The organism is uncultured Sphaerotilus sp., assembly GCF_963924895.1.
Taxonomy (GTDB): domain Bacteria; phylum Pseudomonadota; class Gammaproteobacteria; order Burkholderiales; family Burkholderiaceae_C; genus Sphaerotilus.
Map to the genome: position 1 here is coordinate 1 of NZ_CAWURG010000046.1, position 3,953 is coordinate 3,953.

Consider the following 3,953-nt stretch of genomic DNA (forward strand, 5'->3'; position numbering starts at 1 on the left):
GGATGGAAGCCGTGAAGACCCTCAAGCTGCGCATCAAGGACAAGCACGCTGGCGTGCTGTCCTTGATGGCGCGTGAGGTGAACTTCGTGTGGAACTACTGCAACGAGACGAGTTCGCGTGCGATCCGGGAGCGGCGCGAGTTCTTCAGCGGGTTCGACCTGCAGAAGCTCACGGCCGGGTACTCGAAGTGCGAGGGCGTGCGGGTAGGTAGCGCGACGGTGCAACTGGTGTGCGAGGAATACGCCACCCGGCGCAAGCAGTTCAGGAAATCGCGCTTGAACTGGCGGGTGTCGAACGAGAAGTCGGCGAACTATTCGCTGGGCTGGATTCCGTTCAAGGCGGGCGGCGCGAAGTACAAGGCCGGGCAGGTCGCCTTTCGCGGGCACAAGTTCGGCCTGTGGGACAGCTACGGGCTGAGCCGGTTCAATCTGCGGGCGGGAACGTTCGCGCAGGACGCGCGCGGACGGTGGTACTTGAACGTATGCGTCAAGGTCGACGTACCGAAGTCGGAAGGCGTCGGATCGGTGGGGATCGACTTGGGACTGAAGACGGCGGCGACATGCTCGGACGGCGAAGAGCTGGCATCCGGCTTGTACCGCAAGCACCAAACGGCGCTCGGGATCGCCCAGCGGGCGAAGAAGAAAGGCCGGGTCCGCGCGATCCACGCGAAGATTGCGAACATCCGCAAGGACGCGATGCACAAGTTCAGCACCGGGCTGGTCGAGCGCAATGCGGCGATCTTCGTGGGCAATGTGCAGGCCGGTGCGCTGGTGAAGACCAAGATGGCGAAGTCCACGCTGGACGCCGGATGGTCGATGTTGAAGACGATGCTGGAATACAAGAGCCATCAGGCCGGCGTCGTGTTCGAAGAGGTGAATGAAGCCTACACAACCCAGACTTGTTCGAGCTGCGGGGTCATACCTGCGAGCAGTCCGAAAGGTAGGACAGGGCTTGGAATAAGGCGGTGGACATGCTGCGACTGCGGAGCGGAACACCACCGCGACGTGAACGCCGCCAAAAACATCGCCGCGCGCGGGCATGCGCGTCTCGCAGGAGGAATCCCCGTCCTTTAGGGCGGGGAGGATGTCAATTCGATGCTCATGCTGGGGTGCCCCCGTTGTCCTTGCGGGCGCTGCTGAACTGCGCCTTCACGAGGTCGTCCCAGTCCTTGATCGCCTTCGGGTTGCCCTTGCGCACCAGGAACACGATGGTCGAGGTGTACGGCGCGCTGTTGTGCGGCAGGCGCTTCTGCCAGTCGCGCGGCAGCAGCTTGGCCTGGTCGCTCAGCTCGTCGATGTCGTAGGCCAGCGCCAGCGTGACGACGTCGGCTTCCAGCCCGTCGATGACCGAGCGGGCCTGCTTGCCCGAGCCGCCGTGCGAGCCCTTGACCGTCACGGTGTTGCCGGTCTTGGCCTTGTACTGGGCGGCGAAGGCCTTGTTGAAGTCCTGGTACAGCTCGCGTGTCGGGTCGTAGGAGACGTTGAGGAGGGTGACGTCCTTGGCGTGGGCCAGCGGGGCGCCGAGCGTGAAAGCGAGGGCGGCGATCAGGGTCTGGCGGCGTAGCATCGGGAGGTTCCGTTCAGCAAGGGGATCGATCTGGATGAACGGATGCTAGGCAGCCCACCTCCGTCGGAGAACGAATCAATCCGACGATCGATAGTCGAAAAACGATGATCCACACCCGAATCCGAACCTTGCTGGCTGCCACGCTGGCGCTGCTGGGGGCCGCTGTACACGCCGCGGCGCCCCTTGATCCCCAGGGCATGACCGCCCGCGTCGCCGCCTGCACCGCCTGCCACGGCAAGCAGGGCCGCGCCACGCCCGACGGCTACTTCCCGCGCATCGCTGGCAAGCCCGCGGGCTACCTGTTCAACCAGCTCGTCAACTTCCGCGACGGCCGCCGCCAGTACCGCCCGATGACGCACCTGCTCGACCATCTGAGCGACGACTACCTGCGCGAGATCGCCGAGCACTTCGCATCGCTGGAGGTGCCGTATCCGCCGCCGGCCACGCCGGGGCTGGCCGCAGCGGTGCTGGCGCAAGGCAGGGCGCTGGTGCTCAAGGGTGATGCCGCGCGCGACATTCCCGCCTGCGTGCGCTGCCACGGCGACGCGATGACCGGGGTGGCGCCGGCCATTCCGGGCCTACTCGGCTTGCCGCGTGACTACCTGAACGCGCAGCTCGGCGCCTGGCAGGCCGGCCAGCGCCACGCTGCTGCGCCGGACTGCATGGCGAAGATCACCCGCAAGCTCACCTCCACCGACACCACTGCGGTCGCTGCATGGCTGGCGGCGCAGCCTGTGCCGGTGCCGTCGAAGGCAGTGGAGCGTTCGGCGCTGGCGCAGCCGCTGCCGATGGACTGCGGGGGTGTGCAATGAAGCGCGTCCTCACCTGGGGCCTGGGCGGCCTGCTCGGCGTGCTGGCGCTGGGCGCGGCGGCGATCGCGTGGCGCGACTCGGCTGACGCGCCGCCGTCCGCCAACCCGCGTCCTGTCGCGACCGACGCGGCGACGATCGACCGTGGCCGCTACCTCGCGCAGGCCGGCAACTGCGCCGCCTGCCACACCCGCCGCGGCGAAGCGCCTTACGCGGGCGGCGAGGCGCTGCGCACACCGTTCGGCACCGTCTACGGCGGCAACCTCACGCCGCACGCCACCACCGGCCTCGGCGCCTGGAGCACCGACGACTTCTGGCGCGCGCTGCACCACGGCCGCTCCCGCGACGGGCGGATGCTGACACCAGCCTTCCCCTATCCGCACTTCACGCAGGTCACGCGCGAGGACAGCGACGCGCTGTTCGCCTTCCTGCGCAGCGTGCCCGCGGTGGATCGGCCAAACACGCCGAACGCGCTGGAGTTTCCGTACGACTCGCAACTGGCGCTGAAGGTCTGGCGCGCGCTGTATTTCAAGCCGGGCACCTACACGCCGCAGCCCGCGAAATCCGCCGAATGGAACCGCGGCGCCTATCTCGTCAACGGTCTGGGCCACTGCACCGCCTGCCACGGCGCGCGCAACGCGATGGGTGCGACGATCGACGGCCGCGCATTCGACGGCGCGCCGATCCCGGGCCAGGGCTGGTACGCCCCGGCGCTGACGCTCGCCGCCGAAGCCAGCGTCGCCGCGTGGCCGGTGGCGGACGTGGTGGGCCTGCTGCGCGACGGCGTGGCGCCCAGCGTGGGCGCGGTCGTGACCGGCCCGATGGCCGAGGTCGTCGCCCGCAGCACACAGCACCTCAGCCTGGCCGACGCGCAGGCGATGGCCGTGTTCCTGCGTGACCTGCCCGTGCGCCCGGCCGCCGAGCCGCCGCGGGTGCGTCCCGCCGACCCCCGCACGCTCGACCGCGGTGCCAAGCTCTACGCCGACCACTGCGCCACCTGCCACGGCGAGCGCGGCGAGGGCCAGCCCGGCGCCTTTCCCGCGCTGGCCGGCAACCGCGCGGTGACGATGACGGACCCGACCAACCTCGTGCGCGTGATCCTGCAGGGGGGCTACGGCCCGTCCACCGCAGGCCGTCCACGCCCGCACGGGATGCCGCCCTTCGGCCATGTGCTGGACGACGCCGACATCGCCGCCATCACCACCCATGTGCGCAGCGCCTGGGGCAACACCGGAACGCCGGTGAACCAGGTGCAGGTGGTGCAGCTGCGCGAAGGGCGTGACTGAATGCCGTGAAGAATGCAGTGACGCCGGGCGTTTCCCTGGGTGCCTAATTTTGAGGCAATCCAAGGAAATCCACGGTGTGACCCGGACGAAGCGACAAGCCCCGGGGTTCAGCCCGGGGTCGAGCGTTCAAACCGGGACGGCTTGTCAACCGACATGTATGGAAATACAGTTGCCGGATGGAAGCCGTGAAGACCCTCAAGCTGCGCATCAAGGACAAGCACGCTGGCGTGCTGTCCTTGATGGCGCGTGAGGTGAACTTCGTGTGGAACTACTGCAACGAGACGAGTTCGCG

Annotated in this window: 3 protein-coding genes and 1 pseudogene; 3 read left to right on the forward strand and 1 reads right to left on the reverse strand. The window is 68.1% G+C overall.

The window, feature by feature from the left end; genetic code table 11:
- Nucleotides 1–1,073, forward strand: a 1,073-nt coding sequence (locus tag AABN02_RS17115; RefSeq protein ID WP_338416119.1) for a transposase, incomplete at its 5' end; no start/stop codon positions are given.
- 73 nt (nucleotides 1,074–1,146) lie between these two features.
- Here AABN02_RS17115 and AABN02_RS17120 read toward each other — a convergent pair.
- Nucleotides 1,147–1,566: pseudogene (locus AABN02_RS17120) on the reverse strand (sulfate ABC transporter substrate-binding protein); the annotation flags it as partial.
- Nucleotides 1,567–1,670: 104 nt separating this feature from the next.
- Here AABN02_RS17120 and AABN02_RS17125 point away from each other — a divergent pair.
- Together AABN02_RS17125 and AABN02_RS17130 are read left to right on the forward strand one after the other, a co-directional pair.
- Complete coding sequence (locus tag AABN02_RS17125) at nucleotides 1,671–2,378, forward strand: cytochrome c4 (protein WP_338416120.1); 708 nt, start codon at nucleotides 1,671–1,673, stop codon at nucleotides 2,376–2,378.
- Entirely contained in the window at nucleotides 2,375–3,661 is a 1,287-nt protein-coding gene (locus AABN02_RS17130) for a cytochrome c (RefSeq protein ID WP_338416121.1), read from the forward strand. The genes AABN02_RS17125 and AABN02_RS17130 overlap by 4 nt, the downstream gene beginning before the upstream one ends.
- The last annotated feature ends 292 nt before the right edge of the window (nucleotides 3,662–3,953 follow it).

Bases quoted from the DNA above. Each gene is read 5' to 3' on its own strand.
- AABN02_RS17130 (WP_338416121.1), top strand. From the start codon at position 2,375: ATGAAGCGCGTCCTCACCTGGGGCCTGGGCGGCCTGCTCGGCGTGCTG.
- AABN02_RS17125 (WP_338416120.1), top strand. From the start codon at position 1,671: ATGATCCACACCCGAATCCGAACCTTGCTGGCTGCCACGCTGGCGCTG.